Below are 23,351 nucleotides of genomic sequence, written 5' to 3'. Positions count from 1 at the left end.
ACCGTGGCACATGATAACAAGCCGGGCGCCACGATTTAAGTGGCATTGGCCAGCAACATTTCGCGGATCTTGCCGATCGCCCGCGTCGGGTTGAGCCCCTTGGGGCATACCGCGACGCAGTTCATGATGCCGCGGCAGCGGAACACGCTGAACGGATCCTCGAGCTCGGTCAGGCGCTCGCGGGTCGCAGTGTCGCGGGAGTCCGCCAGGAAGCGATAGGCCTGCAGCAGGCCTGCCGGGCCGACGAACTTGTCGGGGTTCCACCAGAACGACGGGCAGGCGGTCGAGCAGCAGGCGCACAGGATGCATTCGTAGAGGCCGTCGAGCTTGTCGCGCTCCTCCGGCGACTGCAGGCGCTCGATCGCGGGGGCCGGGGTGTCGTTCTGCAGGTACGGCTGGATGCGTTCGTACTGCTTGTAGAACAGCCCCATGTCGACCACCAGGTCACGGATGACCGGCAGGCCCGGCAGCGGACGCAGCACCAGCTTGCCCTTCTTCACCACCTCGGACAGCGGGGTGATGCAGGCCAGGCCATTCTTGCCGTTCATGTTCATGCCGTCGGAGCCGCAGACCCCTTCGCGGCAGCTGCGACGATAGGCCAGGCCGTTGTCCTGCTCCTTCATCAGGTGCAGCACGTCGAGCACCATCAGGTCACGGCCCTGGGTGTCGACCTGGAACTCCTGCATGTAGGGTGCGGAGTCGGTTTCCGGGTTGTAGCGGTAGATGGATACCTGAAGCGTGGACATCGTGACTCCCCTGTTAATAGGTGCGGACTTTCGGCTCGAAGGTGTCGACCGTCCTGGGCGCGAAGTTGACGTCGCGCTTGCCGACTCGCTTCTCGGTCGGGAAGTAGAGCGAGTGCTTCAGCCAGTTGACGTCGTCGCGGTCCGGGTAGTCGTAGCGGGAATGCGCCCCGCGGCTCTCCTTGCGGTCCAGCGCCGCGATGGCGGTGGCCTCGGCCACTTCCATCAGGTTGTCCAGCTCCAGGGCCTCGACACGGGCGGTGTTGAAGGCGTTGGACTTGTCGGGCAGATGCGCCTTGGCGATACGCTCGCGCAACTCTGCCAGTTGCTTGACGCCCTTCTGCATGTTCGCTTCCTCGCGGAACACACCGAAGGAGTTCTGCATGATGCTCTGCAGCTCGCGCTTGAGCTCGGGTACGGTCTCGCCTTCGCCGGACTCGTTCCAGCGGGTCATGCGCTTCATGGCCGACTCGATGTCGGACTCGGACGCCTCGAGGTAGTCGATACCCTCGTTGAGCGCCCCCTCGATGAACATGCCGGCCGCGCGACCGAACACCACCAGGTCGAGCAGCGAGTTGCCGCCCAGGCGGTTGGCACCGTGCACCGAGACGCAGGCCGCCTCGCCACAGGCGAACAGGCCGCCCACGACCTGGTCGTTGCCGTCGGCATCCTGCATGATCGCCTGGCCATGCACGTTGGTGGGGATCCCGCCCATCATGTAGTGACAGGTCGGCACCACCGGGATCGGCTCCTTGGCCGGATCCACGTGGGCGAAGGTCTTGGAGAGCTCGACGATGCCGGGCAGACGCTTGCCGAGCACCTCCTCGCCCAGGTGGTCGAGCTTGAGGAAGACGTGATCGCCCTGTTCGCCACAGCCGCGGCCCTCGAGGATCTCCATGACCATGGAGCGCGCGACCACGTCGCGGCCGGCCAGGTCCTTGGCGTTGGGCGCATAGCGCTCCATGAAGCGCTCGCCGTCCTTGTTGACCAGGTAGCCGCCCTCACCGCGGCAGCCCTCGGTCACCAGGGTGCCGGCACCGTAGATGCCGGTCGGGTGGAACTGCCACATCTCCATGTCCTGCATCGGGAAGCCGGCACGCAGCGCCATGCCGATGCCGTCGCCGGTGTTGATCAGGGCATTGGTGGTGGACGCATAGATGCGGCCGGCGCCGCCGGTGGCCAGCACGGTGGCCTTGGACTTGACGTGAACCACCTCGCCGGTCTCGATGTCCATGGCGATGCAGCCCACCACGTCGCCGTTGGCGTTCTTGACTAAGTCGACGGCGTACCACTCGTTGAGGAAGGTGGTATTGTTCTTCAGGTTGTTCTGGTAAAGGGTATGCAGCAGGGCGTGGCCGGTGCGGTCGGCCGCCGCGCAGGTACGGGCCGCCTGGCCGCCCTCGCCGAAGTTCTTGGACTGGCCACCGAAGGGACGCTGGTAGATGCGGCCGTTGTCGAAGCGGGAGAACGGCAGGCCCATGTGCTCGAGTTCGAACACCGCTTTCGGGCCTTCGGAACACATGTACTCCGCGGCATCCTGGTCGGCGATGTAGTCGCCGCCCTTGACGGTGTCGTACATGTGCCAGCGCCAGTCGTCCTCGGGGTCGGCGGAGGCGATGGCACAGGTGATGCCGCCCTGGGCGGAGACGGTGTGCGAGCGGGTCGGGAAGACCTTGGACAGCACGGCGGTCTTCTTGCCGGACTTGGCCAGCTCGAGGGCGGCCCGCAGGCCGGAGCCGCCACCGCCGATGATGATGGCATCGAATGACAGGCTACGCATGTTGGACATGGATCAGGCTCCCCACAGAATCTGAATGCCCCAGACCAGGAACACGAAGATGGCCAGGATGATGAAGGTCTGGATGCCAACACGCAGGCCGGTCGGCTTTAGGTAATCGGTGGTCACGGTCCACAGCCCGATCCAGGCGTGCGCGGCAATGGAAACGAAGGCGAGCAGCGAGAAGATGCGCATCCAGGTCTGGGCGAACAGGCCGCTCCAGGTAGCGTAGTCGAGGCCCGGATTCAGCAGCAGGTAGGCGACGATGAAGAGTGTGTAGAGCGCGAGGATGATCGCCGAGACGCGCTGGACCAGCCAGTCGGACAGGCCGCTGCGTCCGAAATTCGTGATGTTGGTTACCATACCCAGACTCCAGCCAGAATGATCAGAACGGCGCTCACTACCACGGTGATCTGCGCCTTCTTGATGCCGCCCTCGAGGGTCACGCCGATGTCGATGTCCATCAGCAGGTGCTTGATGCCGGCCACGAAGTGGAAGGCCAGGGCCGACAGCAGACCCCAGGCAATCAGCTTGACCAGGAAGTTGCTGGCCAGGGCGTCACGCACCGCCTCGAATCCCGCCGGGGACGACAGGGACTTGTCGAGCGCCCAGAAGGCGAAGATCAGGCCGATGAAGAGGATGACGCCGGTGATGCGGTGGGCGATCGACGTCAGGGCGGGGAGGGGAAACTGTATCGTGGAGAGATCCAGGTTTACGGGTCGTTTGCTATTCACGGCTCTATACACACTCTCTTGGCCCGCTCTGTGCTCTGGGCATGGCGGCCCGAGCGGGCGGTGGTTTCGGGAAGGGACTCGGCCGTTGCCAAGTGTGGCAAGGCCACCTTTTCCTGCCAGTCGCGCGGGGTGGATTATAGGGACATGGCTGTCCCATGACAAATGGACACCGGCCCGACTCGACCATGGTGCTAGCCTGCCGCAGGGTTGTCACGAGCCGCCTTGCATGCCCCGTGCGTGCCGCTCGCCCCGGAATGGTGCATAGCACCATTTTCTCCACAATAGTTATAACCTGAAATGTACACGTACAAGTAAAGCCTCGCGATGGGCTAATTGACAATCGCTGAGACGCTTCTATAGTGGGCGAACCTTTTCGCCGGCAACTTCAGCGAATTCACGACATTTCGTTCCACCAAGTACTCGAGAGGAGGCCAGATATGGCTGACAGGAAAGCGACCCTGACGGTAGACGGTCTGGAGAAGACGATCGAGCTACCGATCTACTCAGGTACCCTGGGGCCTGACGTGATCGATGTCCGCGGCCTGGGCGCGGAAGGCCTCTTCACGTACGACCCCGGCTTCATGGCCACCTCCTCCTGCCAGTCCGCCATCACCTACATCGATGGCGGCAAGGGGGTGCTGCTGCACCGCGGCTATCCGATCGACCAGCTGGCCAAGGAGTCCACCTTCGTCGAGCTGTGCTACCTGCTGCTGTTCGGCGAGCTGCCCAGCGACGAGCAGTATGCCGACTTCGAGTCGCGGGTCCGCAACCACACCATGGTCCACGACCAAATCAACAACTTCTTCAAGGGCTTCCGTCGCGACGCCCATCCGATGTCGATCCTGTGCGGCGTGGTCGGCGGCCTGGCGGCCTTCTATCACGACCACATGGACATCACCCAGGAAGAGGATCGCCAGATCAGCGCGATCCGCCTGATCGCCAAGATGCCGACCCTCGCGGCGATGTCCCACAAGTACAATGTCGGGCAGCCGTTCAACTATCCGCGCAACGAGCTGAGCTATGCAGAGAACTTCCTCTACATGATGTTCAGCAACCCCTGCGAGGAGTACCGGATCAACCCGGTCTATGCCAAGGCCATGGACCGCATCTTCATGCTCCACGCCGACCACGAGCAGAACGCCTCCACCTCCACGGTGCGCCTGGCCGGCTCCACCGGCGCCAACCCCTTCGCCTGCATCAGCGCTGGCATCGCCGCGCTGTGGGGCCCGGCCCACGGCGGCGCCAACGAGGCGGTGCTGAAGATGCTCGACGAGATTGGCGACGACTCCGAGGAGAACATCCAGCGCTTCGTCGATCGCGCCAAGGACAAGGACGACCCCTTCAAGCTGATGGGCTTCGGTCACCGTGTCTACCGCAACTTCGACCCGCGCGCCAAGGTGATGAAGGAGACCTGCGACGAGGTGCTGGCCGAGCTGGGCATGGCCGACGACCCGCAGTTGAAGATCGCCAAGCGCCTGGAGCAGATCGCCCTCGAGGACGAGTACTTCATCGAGCGCAAGCTCTACCCGAATGTCGACTTCTACTCCGGCATCATCCTCAAGGCCATGGGCATCCCGACCAACATGTTCACGGTGATCTTCGCCGTATCGCGCACCATCGGCTGGATCTCCCACTGGCACGAGATGCTCAGCGACAGCTACAAGATCGGTCGCCCGCGCCAGCTCTACACCGGCCATACCCCGCGCGACTATCCTGCCAAGGACTATCCTGCCAAGTAAGTCGGCAGGCAGCGGCCCAGACCGCCTCGCAACGGAAAGCCGCCTTCGGGCGGCTTTCTGCGTCATGCAACACCTAAAGAAGGAGCATCAGGATGAGCAGCATCTCGACGGTGGCCTTTATCGGCCTGGGCGTGATGGGGTATCCCATGGCCGGCCACCTTGCCCGCCAGGGGCTGACCGTGCGCGTCTATAATCGCACCGCCGCCAGGGCCGAGGCCTGGGTCGCCGAGCACGGCGGCAGCCACCACCCCAGCCCACGGGTCGCCGCCGAGGGCGCCGACCTGGTGCTGGTCTGTGTGGGCAACGACGATGACGTGCGTCATGTCACCATCGGCGAGGACGGCACGCTGCTCGGCATGGCCCCGGGCAGCCTGCTGGTAGACCACACCACCGCCTCGGCGGACCTGGCCTGCGAGCTGGACGCCGCCTGTCGCGAGCGGGACATCGGCTTCGTCGACGCCCCCGTCTCCGGTGGCCAGCAGGGCGCCGAGAACGGCGCCCTGACCATCATGTGCGGCGGCGCCGAGGACGACTTCGAGCGTGCCCGCCCCGCCCTCGCCCACTACGGCCGTGCGGTGACCCTGATGGGTACCGCCGGCAGTGGACAGCTGACCAAGATGGTCAACCAGATCTGCATCGCCGGCCTGGTTCAGGGCCTGGCCGAGGGGCTGCACTTCGCCGAGCAGGCCGGTCTCGACCAGCAGCGTGTCGTCGACGTCATTTCCCAGGGGGCCGCCGGCTCCTGGCAGATGGAGAATCGCCACAAGACCATGATCAGCGACGAGTACGAGCACGGCTTCGCGGTGAACTGGATGCGCAAGGATCTGGGCATCTGTCTCGAGCAGGCCCGGCGCCTCCAGGCCCGCCTACCGGTGACGGCCCTGGTCGACCAGTTCTATGGCGACGTCCAGGCCATGGGGGGCGGCCGCTGGGATACCTCCTCGCTGCTGCGCCGCCTGCGCGCCCTGGGACACGACTGACGCCCTCCCCGGCGGTCGCGGCCCATCCACGTCCGCCGGGCATTCCCCCCTGGCTCCCCCCACCTCATGCGGGCCTCCAGCCCCTCACACCAAGGCATTACAATCCTCATCCCCAAGGGATGAGCCCTCTCCACGAACCCGGCGCAGTGTTTTCCACACATTCTGTGGATAAACCTGTTCACAACCACTCGAAAAGGCCTTCGAATCGCCATGAAATGGGGAACCGCCTTAGATTGATCAATTTTTGATCTTTTCTAATAGGTTGATTTTAAAGGAAATAAAGAAGATCCCCGCAACCATGCGGGTTGGCGCCGAAGCTGTGCACAGACGATCCGCCGGGAGCCGGCCAAGTGGACAAGTCGAGACTGATGTCAAGCCCCCCAAGGTCGCTATGTAACGAGACGTCAGGCGCCTGAAGCCAGCTTGTAACGGGATGTCAGTATTAGACGGACGGCCAGCGCCTGCCGCTGCCGGGTCGACTCCGTCGACGGGCAAAGACAAAAAAGACGCCTCGAGGCGTCCGCGCTTGTCGCCACGGGAGGGCGACGGAAGGGAAAGCGAAGTGGCGTCCCATAGGGGGTTCGAACCCCTGTTCCCGCCGTGAAAGGGCGGTGTCCTGGACCACTAGACGAATGGGACGCAGTGCTTCCGATCGAGATGTGGTGGAGCCTAGCGGGATCGAACCGCTGACCTCAACACTGCCAGTGTTGCGCTCTCCCAGCTGAGCTAAGGCCCCAGTGCTTCTCGGTGTCTCGTGAAGACGGAGCGTATAGTACTGATTCGCCTCACCTTCGTCAACAGGAAAAGCACCGATTTATCGTCCCCTGTGGCTTGGCTCCGCCGAGCGATTGGCGCCGCCAGGCGCCTTGGCGGTGGCCGCCAACCTGGCCGATGACCGCCCAGCGCCGCTTCGCGGCGAATCGCTCCGCAGAGCGTAGCTCCCACAGCGCCGATTCCAGCAACTCAGGAAAGCTCGCGGTACTCCTTCTCGAAGCGTTTGGCCTGCTTCTTGGAGACCCCGCCCAGCACCTCGATGGCGTGGCGCAGGCGCGCCCGGGTCATGTCGGAGCCGAGGATCGCCATGGCGTCCATCACCGAGGTACTCGACGACGAGCCGGTGATGGCGATGAACACCGGCGCCAGGAAGGCCTTCATCTTCAACTCGAAGTGCTCGGCGAGTGCCTTGACCTCGGCGAGCAGCGCCTCCTTGTGCCAGGCCGGCACGACCTCGAAGCGCCACACCAGGAACTGCAACAGCTTCAGCAGCTCCTCGCGGCCGAGCTTGACGTCGTCGAAGCTCTCCTCCTCGATCGCCGGCAGGCCGGAAAAGAAGTGGCCGGCCAGGGGCACCACCTGGGAGAGGGTCTCCACCCGCGGGCGCACCTGGGGCAGGATCTCGCGCACGTACTCCTCGTTGAAGGCCCACTTCATCAGCGCCTCGAGGAAGGCGTCGTCGTCGAGCTCCTCGCGGATATAGACGCCGTTGAGCCAGGTCAGCTTCTCCAGGTCGAACACCGGCCCGCCCAGCGACACTCGCTGGATGTCGAAGTGCGCCATCATCTCGTCGAGGCTGAACTTCTCGCGCTCGTCGGGCATCGACCAGCCCATGCGGCCCAGGTAGTTGATCACCGCCTGGGGCAGGAAGCCCATGCGCCGGTAGTAATTGATGGAGGTCGGGTTCTTGCGCTTGGAGAGCTTCGACTTGTCGGGGTTGCGCAGCAGCGGCATATGGCAGAGCTCCGGCATCTCCCAGCCGAAGTACTCGTAGAGCAGCTGGTGCTTGGGTGCCGAGTTGATCCACTCCTCGCCGCGCAGCACGTGGGTGATGCCCATCAGGTGGTCGTCGACCACGTTGGCCAGGTGATAGGTCGGCATGCCGTCGGACTTGAGCAGTACCTGGGCGTCGACCTGGGCCCAGTCCACCTCGATGGAGCCGCGCAGCATATCCCGGATCACGCAGGTGCCGTCGCTGGGCACCTTCATCCGCACCACGTGGGGCCACCCCTCCTTCTCGCGGCGGGCCACCTCCTCGGCGGGCAGCGCCAGGTCGGCGGGCTTGAGCGCCAGCTGCATGCCGGCGGCCTTGCGCACCTCGCGCAGCTCGTCGAGCTCTTCCGCGGTGCGGTAGCACTTGAAGGCATGGCCCGATTCGATCAACTGACGGGCATACTCGCCGTAGATGTCAGCGCGTTCGCTCTGGCGGTAGGGTCCGTGGGGGCCGCCGACGTCGGGACCCTCGTCCCACTCCAGCCCCAGCCAGCGCAGCGAATCGAGGATCATCTGCTCGGATTCGGCGGTGGAGCGCACGCGGTCGGTATCCTCGATGCGCAGGATGAACTGGCCGCCATGCTGGCGCGCGAAGCAGAGATTGAACAGGGCGATATAGGCGGTGCCCACGTGGGGATCGCCGGTGGGTGACGGCGCGATACGGGTGCGTATGGTCATGTCGTCCTTGGTCCTGGCAATGGAAATGACCCCTGCGGACAGGGCAATGGCCGCATTATACGCACCTGGTCCGTGCCCGGCAGCCGTGTGTCGCGGGAATCATTCTTCCCCGGCGTGGTCCATGCCTGAGTCTCCCGTCAACCGCGGCATCACCGTCCGGCACACAAGGAGTACCTCCCCGCCTTGCGACTCAAGACCCTGAAAGGCAGTCTGACGGGGCGCTATCCAGCGCCCTTCGTCGGCTCTCGGCTCGCATCGGCGCCAACGGTGACCATCATTCCGGCTGGCCAGCCACTCCGGCGTGCCAGCGCGGTGGCCACGGCCATGCCGAGGAAGACGCGAGCATGCCCCGGGCTGCTGCAGCGCATCGGCGGCACCGGGATGCCGAATAGCGTTGATGCGCGGTATTGCACAGCCGTGAGTGATCGCTGATGATCGCTGATCCCATTAATCATCGACAGGATGGAGAAATGGATTCACTAGGCCCTCGTATCAAGGAACTTCGGCTGGAGGCCAACCTCAACAAGGCAGCTCTTGCCCGCAGGGTCGGTGTATCCGACGTCACGATTTCCTACTGGGAATCCGGCGCCATCAAGCAGATCGGCCACGAACGGCTGGTCGCCCTGGCCCAGGCGCTCGGCTGCCCCCTGTCGCGGTTGATCGAGAGTGACGAGCGGGGCCGCGCCGCGCCCCTCTATCTACGTCGCCTGCCACCGGCCCCTTGGCAGGATCCCGGCGCACGCGCCATCGAGCTGCCCTTCGAGCTGGTGCCGGCGCAACGCTGGGAGGGGGAGTGCTACCTGGTGACCCCGGCCCCCGGCGAGCCGTTCGACTTCCTCGCCCAGGGCGACCTGGTGGCCATCGCGCCCACCGAGGTGTTCCGCCAACCCGGGCTCTACCTGGTCGAACTGGCCGGTGCCCAGAGTGTGCGCCGCGTCAGCCAGGGCCCCACCGGCGAGCTGCAGTTCGAGCGCCAGGCCAGCGACGAGATCACGCCCTACACCCCCGATTGCCGACTGCTCGGCAAGCTGGTAGCCCGCTGGCAGGCCAGCCCGCTCTGACGCCCCCGGCCAAGCCCCCTAGATGGGACTTACTCGATACCCAGCACCTCGACCTGGTCGGTGGTACGGCGCGGCTCGCTGCCGACCAGGAAGCGGCGCGAACTGCTCGCCACCTGGCCCAGCCCGTGCCGCGACGTGCTGACTAGCGGCCCGCTCAGGTGCTCGCCCTGCTCGCCGATGCGTTGCCTCACCGCCAGGGGCTGCACATTGGCTACGGGCAGGTTCACAGTGATGCGATAGCCGCCATCCGGTAACCCGCTGCCGGGACCGAAGGGACCCGCGGCGAAGTGCCCCTCCTCCAGGCTGGTACGCGACTGCCAGCGCACGCCACTGGCCTCGCGCTCCACCACGATCAGCAGGCGGGCCGAATCGGGCAGGTTGCTCTCGCCCTCGACCATCAACCGTCGATCGCTGCGCAGCGTGGCCACGAAGTCGATCTCCACCGGTTCACTGAAGGGCTCCACCCGCGGCTCGGGCTCGGGCGCCGGCTCCTCCATGGCCATCTCTTCGCTCGCCTCCTCGGTCGACTCGGGGTTTTCCGTTCCGTTCTCGTTCCCCCCACAACCCGCAAGCAGCAGCAGGGCCACCAGCCCCATGCTGGACAGTCGACACCACGCCTTCATGCACGCCCTCCAGCCCTGTTGATGGACCCTCAGCCTACCACCGCGCCTCCGCCCCCGTCCCGTCCGGGTCGGCGATGGCACCCGGCATCACGTGGCCAGCGACGAGAAGCCGACCATCGACGGGACACCGGTCGCGCGATGCACGGGCCACTCGGTGAGACTTGCGTGGCGGCTCAGCGGGACTCGGCACAGGCCCGGCACAGCGTGGTGAAGGGCAGCGCCTCGAGCCGCGCCGGCGTGATCGGCTCCTCGCACACCTCACAGACATCCCCCTCCCCCGCCTCGATCCGCGCCAGAGCATGCATCACCTGGCGCAGCTCCGCCTCGGCCTCGTTCTCCAGGGAATCGATCACGTCGTCGTTCTGCACCTCGACGGCCTGCTCCTCCATGTCCTTGTCCAGCGGGCCCTCCCGATGCTCCTTGTGCCCCCGGTAGCGTTCCAGCCGGTCGATCAGCTCATCGCGCAGTGCCTCCAGTTCCACCTTCCGATCCGCCATGAGAACACCTCGTGCAGGTCGCGGAATCACGGGCGGTGTCACCGCCCTCCCCTATTTCATAGCATACGCCAACCGATGGCGATGCCATCATGGATCCCTCCCGGGGGCCGCAAGGCAAGAGCAGCCGGGCCGGGCTGGCCGAGAGCCTGACCCGCCACCGATTCAGTCGTCCCTGTGCGCCAGGCTCATCAGGTAAAGGGCGGCCGCCAGGGCCAACACCGAGAGCGCCAGGTAGATCGCATCCAGTGGCGTCTGGAAGCGAATATCGACCACCGCCCGGAAGAACTCGATGATCACGGCCAGGATCACCACCCGCGCAATCTTGTCCTTCAACTGATCGAAGGACTGCACATTGAACGGGTGCTTGGGCGCATGCTCCTCGGCCTGCTCGATCGGCGACACGAACAGCCGATAGACACCCAGGCCAAAGATCAGCAGCACGATGGCGATCAGGTAGATGTCGATCGCCATGATGATGTTCGGCACCACCGTGTCGTGGATGTCCACTCCGACGCCCAGTAGATAGTAGGCGGTGGCCCCCAGCAGGATCTTGAAGATGTCGATGGTGCCGATGATGAACAGCACCAGCGCCCCGATCAGGCTGGGCAGGACCGCCAGCATGACCAGGAACCGTGAGTTCCACAGGAACCGCTCGAACGCCCTTTCCCCTCTCCCTTGCCGCCCCCCGCGAGGCGGCTCATCCTGGTGCTGCGGTTCGACTGGCATGGCATTCCCCCGATGGCCGTGATCGATGGCAGGGCAGTTCCCTGATCTCCACCTCTCCATACTGCCAAAAAGTCACGCGCCCCCCTAACGGCAGCGACGAGCTCGGGAAGACGGGGAGCAAGGAAAACAAGCAGAGAGCCAGCTTCGGGTCGAGGACGCTGGAGGGGCAGCCTCGCCATCCGAAAACAGCTTCATCGCAGGGAGGCCGCAGGCTCCCGTCCGCCGATGCAGGGAACCAGGCGCCTGTCGGCGCCAATCGCTCAGCAGAGCTGGGCTCCTGTGAACTCCATATGCAGCGGTCAAGGGCATCACAAGGCCCCCGGAGGCTGGTAGAATATGCGCTTGCCTGCCCTACCCCTTGTGATGCCGATGCCTCAGCTCGATCGCACTTTCTCCATCGCGCCCATGATGGACTGGACCACGAGAGACTACAGAGTCTTCGCCAGGACCCTGACCCGGCGTGCGCTGCTCTATACCGAGATGGTGACCACCGGCGCCATCCTGCACGGCAGCCCGCGCAGCCGATTCCTCGGCCATGACGAGGTAGAGCATCCCCTGGCACTGCAGCTGGGCGGCAGCGATGCCGGCGAGCTCGCCGAGTGTGCGGCCATCGCCGAGGAGTGGGGCTACGACGAGGTGAACCTCAACGTCGGCTGCCCCAGCGACCGGGTGCAGAATAACCTGATCGGGGCTTGCCTGATGGGCCACCCGGGGAAGGTCGCGGCGGCGGTGCGCGCCATGCGCGAGGCGGTGTCGATTCCGGTGACGGTGAAGTGCCGCATCGGCATCGACGACCAGGACGAGGACGCCGACCTCGAGCGCTTCATTTCCCAGGTGGCAGATGCCGGCTGCGAGGTATTCATCGTCCACGCCCGCAAGGCCTGGCTGCAGGGGCTCTCGCCCAAGGAGAACCGCGATATCCCGCCGCTCAACTATCCGCGCGTGCATCGCCTGAAGCAGGGCCGGCCGGAGCTGCATATCGGCATCAACGGCGGAATCAGGACGCTGGACGAGTGCCACGGGCAGCTCGAGCATGTCGACAGCGTGATGGTCGGTCGCGAGGCCTACCAGAACCCCTGGCTGCTGGCCGGCATCGACCAGGCGCTCTACGGCGAGCCGGGCCCGGCGGCCAGCCGCCATGACGCGGCGCGCGCCCTGCGCCCCTATATCGCCCGGCGGCTCGAGGAAGGCGCCAAGCTCAACCACATCACCCGCCACCTGCTCGGCCTGTTCCAGGGTCAGCCGGGGGGCAGGCGTTTCCGCCGCCACCTCTCCGAGAACGGCCACCTGGACGGCGCCTGCCTGCGGGTCTTCGACGACGCCCTCGGCCTGGTGCCCGAGCGTGAATCGGCCCCCGAGACCGCCTGAGGCTCAGTAGAGCGAATCGGGCGGCGGTTCCAGGCTCGACTGGAAGCTCTCCACGGCACTCTCCGCCTCCTCGATGGCATCGAAGCGGGCCACATGGAACAGCGCCTCGCCCTCGTTGGCCAGCGGCAGCCGGCTCATGCCGATGACGATGCCGTCGGCCATCGACTTCACCTCACCCTCGGCGTTGCCGAAGGGATCGGCCACCTTGCCCAGCACCTCGCCCCTGGCCACCCGTGCCCCCAGGCGTACCTGGGGCCGCAGGATGCCGTCGATGGGTGCCCGCGCCCAGCTGGAGCCGTTGGCCAGCTCCGCCGCCGGCGGCGGGCGACGGCGATGTTCACCGGTCAGCATGCCGATCCGCCGCATCACCCGCAGCACGCCACGCACCCCCGGGGCGATCGCCCACTCGTCGAAGCGCAGCGCCTCGCCGGCCTCATAGGTGAGCACCGGAATGCCGCGATTCTGGGCATAGTGGCGCAGGCTGCCCTCGCGCAGCTCGGCATTGAGGATCACCGGCGCGCCGAAGGCGCTGGCCATGCGCTCCGTCTCGCTGCCCGGGCTCAGTTGGGCGCGGATCTGCGGCAGGTTGGTGCGGTGAATGGCCCCGGTGTGCAGGTCGATGATATGGGTGGCGTGATCGACGATCTGCTCGCGGAACAGCGCCGCCACCCGCCCGCCCAGCGAGCCCGACTCGCTGCCGGGGAAACAGCGGTTGAGGTCGCGCCGGTCGGGCAGGTAGCGGCTGTGCTGCACGAAGCCGAAGACGTTGACGATGGGGGCGGCGATCAGGGTCCCGCGCACGCTCTGCAACTGCCGCGAGCGCAGCAGCCGCCGCACGATCTCGACGCTGTTGATCTCGTCGCCGTGGATGCCGCCGCAGACCAGCAGCACCGGGCCGTGCTGTCGGCCATGCACCACTTCCACCGGGATGTGCAGCGGCGCATGGGTGTAGAGCCGGGCGACGGGCACGTCGATCTGGGTACGCGAGCCCGCCGCCACCCGGACGCCAGCGAGTTCGAAGGGAGCACGAGCCATGGAACCATCCTTGCGTGACAACAACGCTGTTCTTCGTACTTTCCTTATACGCTCACGGTCACCGCAAGACGAGCCCCTCAATCCATACATTCATGAATGTAAAACCCCGCCGACTCGGGTAGAATACGGCTATCCCGTCATCTTCGGAGATCCCTCCCCCCATGGCCAGACGCACCAAGGCCGAGGCCGCTGCCACCCGGGAAGCCCTGCTCGACGCCGCCGAGGAAGTCTTCCTGGAGAAGGGCGTGGCCCGCACTTCCCTGGAACAGATCGCCCGTCATGCCGACATGACCCGGGGTGCCATCTACTGGCACTTCCGCAACAAGGCCGACCTCTTCCAGGCCATGCTGCAGCGCGTGCGCATGCCCTTCCAGGAACTGGTCGAGGAGATCGGCGACCCGAGCCTCGTCGAGCGCCCCCTCGAGGCGATCCGCCTGGCCTGCCTGAAGGGTTTCGAACGCCTCGAACAGCCCCGCTACCGGCGCGTGCATGCCATTCTCATCCATCACTGCGAGGTCTTCGGCGATATCGACCCGCTGGCCATGCAGACCGAGATGGCCGAGGAGGCGTGCGGGGCACTGATCGACTATTTCGGCTGTGCGGCCCGCCTGGGCCACCTGCGTCCGGACCTGAGCCCCGAGGTGGCCGCCGAACTGCTGCAGGCCATGCTCGGCGGCCTCTTCCACGACTGGCTTCGCAACCACGAGAGCTACTCCCTGCGGGAGCGCGGCACGGTGCTGCTGGACACCCAGCTGGACCTGATGCGCGCCTCGCCCTCAGGGTGAGGCCGCCGGCCCTCCGTTGCGCGCCCCACCCTTCTTGCGTTTCTGTTGCAGGCGCAGCCGGCTGAGCCGGGTACGGGCATCCAGGTACTCGCGTTCGGCCACGCTGCGGTAGGCCCCTTCTCCCGGCAGGTACTTGACCAGCACCCGGCGCTCTCCGGCCCGTGGCAGGGCGCCCGGCTTGCCGTGGAGGCGGACCTCGCATGCCGGGTCGTCGATGACCCCCGCCGTGGTGCACTCGTCGCTGCCCGGCGCCTCCTTCACCACCACCGTCTCGCCGAGCAGGCAGCGGCGCGGCGAGTGGCGATGGAACCAGCGATGCAGCCCGTGGCAGAGCGATGCGGCCAGCGGGGAGGCGAGCGCGAAGGCCCCCCACAGCACCACCGCCCCTACCGGTATCCGGAACAGCCCCAGCGGCAGCCAGCGCAGCACGAGGAGTTCTACTGCCAAGGTGATGCCACCCGCCAGCACCAGCAACACCGTCAACGCGAACGACGCCGGCACGCCGGCAAAGCCCAGGGTGACCAGGGTGCTGGCCAGGTGATCGCCCTTGAGGCTGTCGTGCTCGAAGAGTTCCACCGGTGCCAGGCGTATCGCCACCAGCAACCAGTAGAGGGCCACCAGGGGCAGCAGAACGCTGAATACCACCAGCGGAAAGCTCAGGGCAATCTGACGAACGACTTCCATGGCGCGCTCCTCCTGCCACCCCTGTCTCGGAGGACGGGGCCGACAAAGGGGTTGTCTCCCTCAGCGTAGACCACCCCCCGCCGGTATCGGCCCGGCACCGCGCCGATCGGCCGGGACCGTCCTGGTGGCGACAGGCCGAAAAAAGGGCACCACCCCGCCAGGAGTGGTGCCCTATCGCCGGAGGCGACACGCGATCAGCGCTGATCGCTCTCCAGTGCCGGCGGGTGCTCGGAGGCCTCCTGGCTGCCCAGCTTGCGCCTCAGCCAGTCGGTGACATGGGCGATCATCGCGTAGAAGGTCGGCACGAAGAAGCTGCCCAGTATCGCCACCGAGGCCATGCCCACCGCCACCGTGGTGCCGATATGGTGGCTGCTGGTGTCGCTGGCACCGGTGGCCAGGGCCAGCGGCAGGGTACCGAAGATGAACGCCAGCGACGTCATGACGATCGGCCGGAAGCGCAGCTCCGCGGCGGTCACCGCCGCCTCACGGATCGACTTGCCGAGCTCCCTGCGCTGGAGCTCGGCGAATTCCACGATCAGGATGGCGTTCTTGGCCGCCAGGCCCACCACCACCAACATGCCGATCTGCACATAGACGCTGGTATCCAGGCCGCGCACGACGATGCCGCCGATGCCCCCCAGGAAGGCGAAGGGAGTCGCCGTGAGCACCGCCAGCGGCAGCGACCAGCTCTCGTACTGGGCCGCCAGGATCAGGAACACCATCAGCAGGCCGAAGACAATGGCCAGCGTCGCGGTGCTGCCCATGTTGCTCTCCTGATAGGCCGTGCCGGTCCACCCCATGCCCCAGCCGCCACCCAGGGTCTCATCGACGATCCCCTCCATGGCGGCGATGGCCTCGCCAGAACTGTAGCCTTCGGCGGGTCCGCCCTGGAACTGCGCGCCCAGATAGACGCCGAAGCGTGACACCACTGCCGGCTTGGCCTGGCGCTCCAGGGCCACGAACTCAGTCAGCGGAATCCGCTCGCCGTCCCCCCCACGCACATAGACATTGGCGATATCGTCGGGCGTCTTGCGAAACTCGTCCTCGTTCTGCAGGTAGACCTGGAAGTTGCGGTTCTGGTAGCTGAAGTAGTTGACGAAGCCGTTGCCAAAGGTATTCGCCAGAGTGGCATTGAGATCCTCGAGCTTCACGCCATAGCTCAGCGCCTTCTGCTGGTCGATCTCGGCCCGGTAGCCCGGCACGTTGACGTTGAAGGTGGTGAACACCCGCTGAAGCGCCGGGTGCTCGCCCGCCGCCTGCATCACCTGCAGCGAGGCCTGGAAGAGCTCCTGGGGGTTCGCCCCCTCGAAGGACTGCAGGTAGCCGGTGAAGCCGCCCGTGGTGGAGAGTCCCATGATCGGCGGCATGTTGAAGGCCATGGCCGAGCCGCCGGGAACCTGGGCGCCCAGCTGCATGATCCTGCCCACCAGCTCGCCGGCCGTCAGGTCGCGATCTTCCCAGGGGGCCATGTTGATGAACATCACGCCCCGCGCGGTGTTCACCGCGCTGGAGAGGATATCGTAGCCGGCGACCGCCGCCACGTAGCTGACCCCCGGGATCTCCTCGATACGCGAGCTCAGCTCGCCCATGTAGTCCTGGGTGCGCGCCAGGGAGGCCGAGTCCGGCAGCTGCACGCTGGCCAGCACGATGCCCTGGTCGGTCTCCGGCACCAGGGTCGAGGGCGTAACCTGGTAGAGCCACCAGGCGCCACCGATCACCAGGGCGGTGAGCAGCAGCGCCAGGCCCCAGAAGCGCACCAGCGCCTTGACCACCCACATGTAGACGGCAGTGATCGCGGCGAAGAGGCGATCGAAGAGACGCAGCGGGGTATGGATCGCCCGCTTCAGCTTCGACTCGCCGATCGGCGGCTTGTGCTTGATGAAGATGGCACTCAGCGCCGGGGTGAAGGTCAGCGCCATCAGCGCCGAGAAGGCCACCGAGATCGCCACGGTGAGGGCGAACTGCTGGTAGATCTGGCCGGTGAAGCCCCCCAGGAAGGCCACCGGCACGAACACTGCGGCCATGATCAGCGAGGTGGCGATGACCGGGCCGCCCACCTCCTTCATGGCCCGGATGGTGGCATCCCACACCGATATCGATTCGTCCTCGCTAAGCACCCGCTCGACGTTCTCCACCACCAGGATGGCGTCATCCACCACGATGCCGATGGAGAGCACCAGGGCGAACAGCGTCAGCAGGTTGATTGAGAAGCCGAAGGCGAAGAAACCGGCGAAGGTGGCCAGCACGGAAACCGGTACCACCGACATGGCGATCACCGTGAAGCGCCAGTTCTGCAGGAAGATGAACAGGATGACACCGACGATCAGGAAGGCCTCGATGAACACCTTGGTCACGGTGTTGACGGACGCATCGATGAACAGGGTGGTGTCGTAGGGCACTACCTGCTCGAGCCCCGGGGGGAAACGCCCCTCCAGCTCGGCCATGGTCGCCTTGACCGCCTCGGCCGTCTCCAGGGCGTTGGCCCCGGGCTGCTGGTTGATGATGATCGGCGTCATGGAGGCGCCGTTCAGACGAGCATCCACCCCGTAGAAGGAGGCCCCCAGTTCGATGCGCGCCACGTCGTCAAGACGCAGCGACGAACCATCCGGGTTGGTGCGCAGGAAGATGTCGCGGAAGTCGTCGACATTCGAGAGTCGCCCGCCCGCGGTGATGGTGTAGCTGAAGGCCCGCGGCTCGCTCTGGGGCGTGGCGGCCAGGCTGCCCGCCGGCACCTCGGTGTTCTGGGCGCGAATGGCGGCGGCCACCTCGGTGGGCGTCAGGTCATACTGGGCCAGCTTGTCCGGGTCCATCCAGATGCGCATGGCGAAATCGCCGCCCCCGAGCACCTCGGCATTGCCGACGCCAGGCACCTGGCGCAGCTCGTCGAGGACATTGAGCGTCGCGTAGTTCTGCATGAAGGTGCGGTTGTAGTCACCCTCCGGCGAAATCAGCGCCACCAGCATCAGGATCGAACTCGATTGCAGCTCCACGGTAACGCCCTGGGCCTGCACCGCCTCGGGCAGCTGGGAGAGCGCCCCCTGCACCCGGTTATTGACGTTGATGGTGTTGATGTCGCCATCGGTGCCGATATTGAACGCCACCTCGAGACTCATCGAGCCGTTGTCGGCGCTCGTCGAGGTCATGTAGAGCATGTTCTCGACGCCATTGATCGCCTCGGCAAGCGGCGCCGCTACCGTCTGGGCCACCGTCTCGGCGTCGGCCCCGGGAAAGCTGGCCTGAACGGAGACCGTTGGCGGTACCACGCTGGGGTATTGCTCGATGGGCAACACGCGCATGCTCATCACGCCGACGACCGTCAGGATGATCGCCAGTACCGTGGCGAAGATCGGTCGCGCGATGAAGAAATTGGAAAACTTCATGACTCCCCTTCCCCATCATCCGCGTCCGGGGCTACCCCTTCCTCCCTGGCGGCGGCCGTTTCCGGGCGTTCCTCTTGCTGCTCTTGCGCCTCGGCCTGCTCGACGTCCGCGACGATCTCACCGGCCTCCCCCGCGAACGGTTTCGGCTCGATGGGTGTGCCGGGCTCGATACCGGACGGATCGCCGACTATCACCCGCTCGCCGGTTTCCAGGCCGTCGCGAATGATCTGCCACGGACCGGCCACTTCCCCCAAGTCCACGGTGCGGGCACGGGCCACGTCGTCGTCATCCAGCACGAACACCTGTGGGCCCATCAGCCCCTGGGTCACGGCGATCTCGGGCACCGCCAGCACAGCGAAGCGCTTCAGCCCCACGATGCGCACGCGCGCGAACTGGCCGGGCAGCACCCGGGCCCCGGGGTTGGCGAAGGTGGCGGAAGCCTGCACGGTGCTGGTGCCCTCGTCGACCCGTGAGCCCAGGAAATCCAGGTGGCCTTGCAGTTGCCCGGCGTCGCTGCCGGCCAGGCCCGGGACCTCGAGGCTGGCGCCGATATCGGTGAGGGACTGGTCCTCGAGCTGGCGACGCAGCTCGAACGCATCGCGCTGGGGCAACTGGAAGCGCACCTCCAGCGGGTCCAGCGGAGTGATGGTGGCGAGCTCGGTACCGGCGTTGACCAGGTTGCCCACGTTGATCCGACTCAGGCCGATCATGCCGGAGACCGGAGCCGTCACCTCGGCATAGCCGAGATCGATATTGGCGCTGGTCAAGGCGGCTTCCGCCTGGGCGACACGGGCCTGGGCGACACCCAGATCGGCTCGCGCCTGGTCAACCTGCTGGCGGCTCACCGAGTTCTGGTTCAGCAGCCGCTCGAAGCGCTCGGCGTCCCGCTGGGCGCGGGCGAGCTCGGCGCGGGCGCTCTGCAGGTCGGCCTGGCGCTGATTGACCACGGCCTGATAGAAATCCGGCTCGATGGTGTAGAGCTTCTGCCCCTCGTTTACCAACTGGCCGGGTTCGAAGTGCCGCTCCTCGAGGAAGCCGGTCACCCGGGCCACCAGGGTGACCTCGTCATCGCTGCGCAGCAACGAGGGATAGGACTTGTCCAGCGGGATATCCTGCCGGGCCATCTCCACTACCTCCACTGACCGCGGAGGCCGCTCCTGGCCGCCGGCCACCTGCTGCTGTGGTGCCTCGTCCTGACCACAAGCCGCCAGCAACAGGCCCGCGGCCAGCACCAGCAGGACGGTCCGGCCACTACGGATCATCGTTCTCATGACTTCTCTCAATCCCGTCGGGTACTGCGGATAAGTGGGCGAACCTTACATCCATACGTGTATGGATGTGAACGTTAGGCGACTAGTGACCGACCTCAGGGACGCGGCGGTTCGCCGATCTCCATGGCCTCGTCATAGCCATCGCTCTCTTCCGGCAGAGTGAAGGAGACGTTGCCGCCGTCCAGCCAGTCATTCAGCGCTTCCATGGCCGGGACATCCAGGGTGCCCGACTGCTGGCGCAGGCTGAGCAGGTTGATCACGTAATCGAAGCGCGCCTCGGCATGGTCGGCGATGGCGTTGGAGAGGTCCTGCTCGGCATTCAGCACGTCGACGATATTGCGCGTGCCCACTTCATGGCCCGCCCGGGTAGCATCCAGCGCACTCTCGCTGGAGACGATCGCCTGGGCCCGGGCCTCCACTGTCGAGACATCGTTGCTGACCTGGGTGAAGAGCGAGCGAACCTGCTGGATGGTGTCGCGACGCTGATCCTCGAAATCGTACTGGCTGGACTCCAGCAGGTAGGTATTCTGGCGGATGCTGGCGCTGGTGCGTCCCCCGGTATAGAGCGGCATGCTGATGCCCACGCCAACCTGGCTGATGGAGGTCACACCCTGAATTCCTTCCCGGTCATCGTCGGCGTAGTTATAGTTGGCGAAGGCATCGACAGTCGGCAGGCGTTCCGCTCGGGCAATGTCGAGCCCGCTGCGCGAGACCTCGACACCGGCCTGGCTGGCCAACACCAGGGGGTTGTTGTTCACGGCCAGCTCCACCCAGTGGTCGCGACCGCGGGGGGTCGGTGGCTCGATGGGCATCTCGCCACTCAGGGCATCGATGCTCGCGTAGCGCTGGCCGGTCAGGCGCTCCAGTGCCTCGAACCTGACCTGCAGGTTGCTCTCTGCGACGATGCGATCCGCCCGTGCCTGGTCGAAGCTGGCCTGGGCCTCCTCCACCTCGGTGATGGCGATGAGCCCCACCTCGAACCTCTCCCGGGCCTGCTCCAGCTGGCGGCCGATGGCGCGTTCCTGGGCCCGCCGGGCCTCGAGGACTTCGTAGGCGCGCAGGATCTCGAAGTAGGCCGTGGCCACGTCGAGCAACACCTGCTGCTCGGTGGCTGCCAGCTGATAGGTCTGCTCGTCGATCTGGCGCTCGGCCTGCGCCAGCTCACGGCGGTTGCGCGCATCGAAGAGGGCTTGTGAGGCCTCCAGCGTCAGGCTCACGCTGTTGTAGCGATCATCGGCTGTAAAGCGATCCGCACCGCCCCCGGTCGTTTCGGCCACCTGGCTCTCGTACTGCTGCGAGTGGGCCGCGTTGCCACGTACGTCGACCTGGGGCAGCAGGTCGGCACGCTCGACGTCCCGGCCCGCCTCCACACTGCCGAACTGGGAACGTGCCGACGCCAGCTCGGCATTGTTGTCCAGGGCATCGCGAGTGATGGTCAACAGGTCGGCCGCCTGCAGCGGCGCTGCGAAGGCCGACGCGATCAGCGCCGGCAACAAGGCCCGGCGGGACAGCCGCCTGCCGGTTCGACGTGAGTGACGGGGGGGGCGAAAACGCATCATCGGCTCATCCTTGATCTGGAGCGAGAACATACATACATTCTCGCATGTTTTTATGACGAATCAATCGCACCGCGACCTCAAAATGTGGAACTTTTCCGTAACGCCGAAAAGTCCGCTATGCTGCCATGCAGCATAGCCCTTCGAGGGAGGCAATGATGGATGCACTGGAGCTGGTCCGGGTGCGCGAGCTCGAGGTGGCGGTTCGCATCTGGCACCCTCGGGCACCGAGGACCCTGGTCGCCTGGCATGGCCTGGCACGCCATGGCGGCGACTTCGCCGGTCTGGCCCGCGAGCTCGGCCCCGGGTGGCGGATCCTGGCCCCGGACACCCCCGGGCGTGGACTGTCGAGCTGGTCGCTCTACCCCGCCCACGACTACCTCTATTCCCACTACATGACGGTGGCCGTGGCGGTGCTCGATCACTTCGGCCTCGAGCGGGTGCCTTGGGTGGGCACCTCCATGGGCGGCCTGCTGGGCATGCTGCTGGCCGCCGAGCCCGACACCGCCGGGCGCATCGAGCGCCTGGTGCTCAACGACGTGGGGCCCGAGCTCGACCCCGACGGCCTGGCCGAGCTGGCCACCTACTTCGGCGTACCCCACCGCTTCTGCCGTTTCGGCGACCTGGAGGCCGAACTGCGCCGCCACTATGTCGGTTTCGGCATCGAGGGCGACGATGCCTGGCGCCGCCTGGCGCTGGACAGCGCCCGCCGCCTGCCCGACGGCAGCTGGACCTACCACTACGATCCGCGCATCGGCGAGCAATTCGTCCATGACACCCCCCGCGACACCTGGGCCGACTGGCAGGCGATCCGCTGCCCGCTGATGGTGATCCGCGGCGAGACCTCGCCGCTGCTGCGCGCCGACAGCGTGGCGCGCATGGCCGAGGTCCATCCCGGCCTGGTCAGCCTCGAGGTACCCGGCTGCGGCCATGCCCCCATGCTCGATCGGGCGAGCCAGGTTACCCCCATCGCCGACTTCCTTACCCGCCCCCGACGCGACCTGCTGCCGGCCGCCGACCGGCGCCACGACCGGCCCTGGTGGCAGCGCTGCATCGCCTGGCTGAAGGAATTTCACGCCGACTGATCAGGCCGCCTCCAGCCGCGCCACCGTGCGCTCCACTCCGCTGCGGTAGGCACCGCCGAACAGCAGCAGGTGGTTGAGCAGCGGATAGAGTTGGAACAGCGCTTCCCGCCTCGGCCAGTCGGCCGGGGCGGCGCCGTTCCAGTAGGCCTCGAAGAAGGCCTCGCCCGGCGAGCCGAACAGCGTCAGCATCGCCAGGTCCACCTCCGGATAGTGACGGTACACCGCCGGATCGATGATCGCCGGCCCCTGCGGCGTGAAGAGCACATTGCCCGACCAGAGATCGCCGTGGACCAGGCTCGCCGGGGCGTCCGGCAGCCACCCTTCCAGGCCATGGGCGATGGCCTCGAGCCGAGAGCGCAGGCGGCCATCGAGCAACCCCCGCGCCCGGCAGGCCTCGACCAGTGGCAGCAGGCGCCGTTCGCGCTGGAAGGCCCGGCCATCGGCGAGGGGCGCATTGGGCTGGGGCGTGCTCCCGCAGGCGTTGTCCCGGGGCCAGCCGTGCTCGGTGCCGGTACGGGCATGCAGTTCGCGCAGTCCTTCGCCCAGGCGGGCCTCGTCGCCCGCGGCACGGGAGGCCGCCTCCAGCGCCTCCATCACCAGCCAGCCCTCGCCCTGGGCCAGCACGGCGGGCACGACCAGCCGGGTGCCGGCCGCGCGCAGCGCCTGCAGCCCCTCCGCCTCACCGGCCAGGCGTGCCGGCGCATCATGCTTGATCACCACCGCCCCCTGGGCGGTGGTCAGGCGGTAGACCGCGGCGATATCGCCGCCGCCCAGGGGGCGAAGCTCGCCCTGCGGCGTCAGCCCATGACGCTCCAGCAGTTCCACGAGATCGGCTTGCATGCATTTTCTCCTTGGCCCGAGT

General features: G+C 66.3%; 20 protein-coding genes and 2 tRNA genes. 6 read left to right on the top strand and 16 right to left on the bottom strand.

Going from position 1 to position 23,351, the window contains the following annotated elements:
• Positions 1 to 35: 35 nt before the first annotated feature.
• Genes CR157_RS11035 through sdhC form a run of 4 tightly spaced genes read right to left on the bottom strand, consistent with a single transcriptional unit; the run spans position 36 to position 3,254 of the window.
• Entirely contained in the window at positions 36 to 746 is a 711-nt protein-coding gene (locus CR157_RS11035; protein WP_110283594.1) for a succinate dehydrogenase iron-sulfur subunit, read from the bottom strand.
• A gap of 13 nt (positions 747 to 759) precedes the next feature.
• The gene (sdhA, locus tag CR157_RS11030) at positions 760 to 2,532 is read right to left on the bottom strand and encodes a succinate dehydrogenase flavoprotein subunit (protein ID WP_110283593.1); all 1,773 of its coding nucleotides are present in this window, start codon (positions 2,530 to 2,532) and stop codon (positions 760 to 762) included.
• 3 nt (positions 2,533 to 2,535) lie between these two features.
• The gene (sdhD, locus tag CR157_RS11025) at positions 2,536 to 2,883 is read right to left on the bottom strand and encodes a succinate dehydrogenase, hydrophobic membrane anchor protein (RefSeq protein WP_110283592.1); all 348 of its coding nucleotides are present in this window, start codon (positions 2,881 to 2,883) and stop codon (positions 2,536 to 2,538) included.
• Entirely contained in the window at positions 2,877 to 3,254 is a 378-nt protein-coding gene (gene sdhC / locus CR157_RS11020) for a succinate dehydrogenase, cytochrome b556 subunit (RefSeq protein ID WP_219999938.1), read from the bottom strand. The genes sdhD and sdhC overlap by 7 nt, the downstream gene beginning before the upstream one ends.
• 437 nt (positions 3,255 to 3,691) lie before the next feature.
• Here sdhC and gltA point away from each other — a divergent pair, with 437 nt between their 5' ends.
• Both gltA and CR157_RS11010 read left to right on the top strand, forming a co-directional pair.
• Complete coding sequence (gltA, locus tag CR157_RS11015; RefSeq protein WP_110283590.1) at positions 3,692 to 4,993, top strand: citrate synthase; 1,302 nt, start codon at positions 3,692 to 3,694, stop codon at positions 4,991 to 4,993.
• A 92-nt stretch (positions 4,994 to 5,085) separates the two neighbouring features.
• Positions 5,086 to 5,973, top strand: coding sequence for an NAD(P)-dependent oxidoreductase (locus CR157_RS11010; protein ID WP_181422037.1), 888 nt, complete (start codon positions 5,086 to 5,088; stop codon positions 5,971 to 5,973).
• A 563-nt stretch (positions 5,974 to 6,536) separates the two neighbouring features.
• Here CR157_RS11010 and CR157_RS11005 read toward each other — a convergent pair.
• The 3 genes from CR157_RS11005 to gltX all read right to left on the bottom strand — a co-directional run bounded on the left by CR157_RS11005 (position 6,537) and on the right by gltX (position 8,418).
• A tRNA-Glu gene (locus CR157_RS11005) sits at positions 6,537 to 6,612 on the bottom strand.
• Between the two features lie 21 nt (positions 6,613 to 6,633).
• A tRNA-Ala gene (locus CR157_RS11000) sits at positions 6,634 to 6,709 on the bottom strand.
• 227 nt (positions 6,710 to 6,936) lie between these two features.
• Positions 6,937 to 8,418, bottom strand: a complete 1,482-nt coding sequence (gene gltX, locus CR157_RS10995) for a glutamate--tRNA ligase (RefSeq protein WP_110283589.1) — start codon at positions 8,416 to 8,418, stop codon at positions 6,937 to 6,939.
• A 470-nt stretch (positions 8,419 to 8,888) separates the two neighbouring features.
• Here gltX and CR157_RS10990 point away from each other — a divergent pair, with 470 nt between their 5' ends.
• Positions 8,889 to 9,479, top strand: coding sequence for a helix-turn-helix domain-containing protein (locus CR157_RS10990; protein WP_181422036.1), 591 nt, complete (start codon positions 8,889 to 8,891; stop codon positions 9,477 to 9,479).
• A 29-nt stretch (positions 9,480 to 9,508) separates the two neighbouring features.
• On the opposite strand, the gene CR157_RS10985 is transcribed toward CR157_RS10990, so the two are convergent.
• The 3 genes from CR157_RS10985 to CR157_RS10975 all read right to left on the bottom strand — a co-directional run bounded on the left by CR157_RS10985 (position 9,509) and on the right by CR157_RS10975 (position 11,325).
• Complete coding sequence (locus tag CR157_RS10985) at positions 9,509 to 10,102, bottom strand: hypothetical protein (RefSeq protein WP_110283587.1); 594 nt, start codon at positions 10,100 to 10,102, stop codon at positions 9,509 to 9,511.
• Positions 10,103 to 10,275: 173 nt separating this feature from the next.
• Positions 10,276 to 10,599: a TraR/DksA family transcriptional regulator gene (locus CR157_RS10980; RefSeq protein WP_110283586.1), complete on the bottom strand. Its 324-nt coding sequence runs from the start codon at positions 10,597 to 10,599 to the stop codon at positions 10,276 to 10,278.
• A 162-nt stretch (positions 10,600 to 10,761) separates the two neighbouring features.
• Positions 10,762 to 11,325, bottom strand: coding sequence for a YqhA family protein (locus CR157_RS10975; RefSeq protein WP_110283585.1), 564 nt, complete (start codon positions 11,323 to 11,325; stop codon positions 10,762 to 10,764).
• A gap of 369 nt (positions 11,326 to 11,694) precedes the next feature.
• Between CR157_RS10975 and dusA the strand changes: the two genes are divergently transcribed.
• A complete protein-coding gene (dusA, locus tag CR157_RS10970) occupies positions 11,695 to 12,693 on the top strand; it encodes a tRNA dihydrouridine(20/20a) synthase DusA (RefSeq protein ID WP_110283584.1) in 999 nt (332 codons plus the stop codon).
• Between the two features lie 3 nt (positions 12,694 to 12,696).
• Here dusA and CR157_RS10965 read toward each other — a convergent pair whose 3' ends face one another.
• On the bottom strand, positions 12,697 to 13,728 hold the full coding sequence (locus tag CR157_RS10965) for a succinylglutamate desuccinylase/aspartoacylase family protein (protein ID WP_110283583.1): 1,032 nt from the start codon (positions 13,726 to 13,728) through the stop codon (positions 12,697 to 12,699).
• A gap of 161 nt (positions 13,729 to 13,889) precedes the next feature.
• Here CR157_RS10965 and CR157_RS10960 point away from each other — a divergent pair, with 161 nt between their 5' ends.
• Positions 13,890 to 14,513, top strand: a complete 624-nt coding sequence (locus tag CR157_RS10960; RefSeq protein WP_110283582.1) for a TetR family transcriptional regulator — start codon at positions 13,890 to 13,892, stop codon at positions 14,511 to 14,513.
• On the opposite strand, the gene CR157_RS10955 is transcribed toward CR157_RS10960, so the two are convergent.
• The 4 genes from CR157_RS10955 to CR157_RS10940 form a co-directional block, all read right to left on the bottom strand.
• Complete coding sequence (locus CR157_RS10955) at positions 14,505 to 15,197, bottom strand: hypothetical protein (protein ID WP_110283581.1); 693 nt, start codon at positions 15,195 to 15,197, stop codon at positions 14,505 to 14,507. The genes CR157_RS10960 and CR157_RS10955 overlap by 9 nt on opposite strands.
• 194 nt (positions 15,198 to 15,391) lie before the next feature.
• Positions 15,392 to 18,577 carry an efflux RND transporter permease subunit gene (locus tag CR157_RS10950; RefSeq protein ID WP_110283580.1) on the bottom strand — a complete coding sequence of 1,062 codons (3,186 nt, stop codon included), beginning with the start codon at positions 18,575 to 18,577 and terminating at the stop codon, positions 15,392 to 15,394.
• Complete coding sequence (locus tag CR157_RS10945) at positions 18,574 to 19,848, bottom strand: efflux RND transporter periplasmic adaptor subunit (protein ID WP_110283579.1); 1,275 nt, start codon at positions 19,846 to 19,848, stop codon at positions 18,574 to 18,576. Before CR157_RS10945 ends, CR157_RS10950 begins: the two co-directional genes overlap by 4 nt.
• Before the next feature lie 95 nt (positions 19,849 to 19,943).
• Positions 19,944 to 21,407, bottom strand: coding sequence for a TolC family outer membrane protein (locus CR157_RS10940; protein WP_258364138.1), 1,464 nt, complete (start codon positions 21,405 to 21,407; stop codon positions 19,944 to 19,946).
• Between the two features lie 155 nt (positions 21,408 to 21,562).
• Here CR157_RS10940 and CR157_RS10935 point away from each other — a divergent pair, with 155 nt between their 5' ends.
• On the top strand, positions 21,563 to 22,489 hold the full coding sequence (locus CR157_RS10935; RefSeq protein WP_110283578.1) for an alpha/beta fold hydrolase: 927 nt from the start codon (positions 21,563 to 21,565) through the stop codon (positions 22,487 to 22,489).
• Here the strand turns inward: CR157_RS10935 and CR157_RS10930 are convergent, their stop codons facing one another.
• Entirely contained in the window at positions 22,490 to 23,329 is an 840-nt protein-coding gene (locus CR157_RS10930) for a fructosamine kinase family protein (RefSeq protein WP_110283577.1), read from the bottom strand.
• Between the last annotated feature and the right edge of the window lie 22 nt (positions 23,330 to 23,351).

The organism is Halomonas sp. LBP4 (assembly GCF_003202205.1).
In the GTDB taxonomy this organism is placed as follows: Bacteria; Pseudomonadota; Gammaproteobacteria; order Pseudomonadales; family Halomonadaceae; genus Halomonas; species Halomonas flagellata.
The sequence above is the reverse complement of the archived record's forward strand: the minus strand, read 5'-3'. Positions and strand labels throughout refer to the sequence as shown.